General features: G+C 28.8%; 1 protein-coding gene. It reads right to left on the bottom strand.

All coding sequences use genetic code 11. From position 1 onward, the window contains the following. Nucleotides 1–281 (bottom strand): four helix bundle protein (locus ACH5TX_RS01475; RefSeq protein ID WP_439337784.1); only part of this gene is annotated, 281 nt, incomplete at both ends.

Below are 281 nucleotides of genomic sequence, written 5' to 3'. Positions count from 1 at the left end.
GTTCATAAGGCTTGCTAAAACACTCTGCCGTTTTATAGATACAAGTTTTAAATCTACACAAACCCTTATTTCTAATTTTAATATCTCAAAATTATCTAAAAAATCATTTAAAAAAACAGTTTTCTCTTGAGATCTGTTGGTACGGTAAATACAACGCATTAAAACCAATACATCGCGTTCCATATCTCTACCTAAACTATACTTATATTCTTTAGGAAAGGTTTTAGTACTTACAAAAACTTCTAACACCAATTTATATGTGTCTCTATATACAGGTAACT

The organism is Thalassobellus citreus (genome assembly GCF_044385915.1).
GTDB lineage: Bacteria > Bacteroidota > Bacteroidia > Flavobacteriales > Flavobacteriaceae > Thalassobellus > Thalassobellus citreus.
This window is presented reverse-complemented; position numbering and strand designations above follow the sequence as displayed.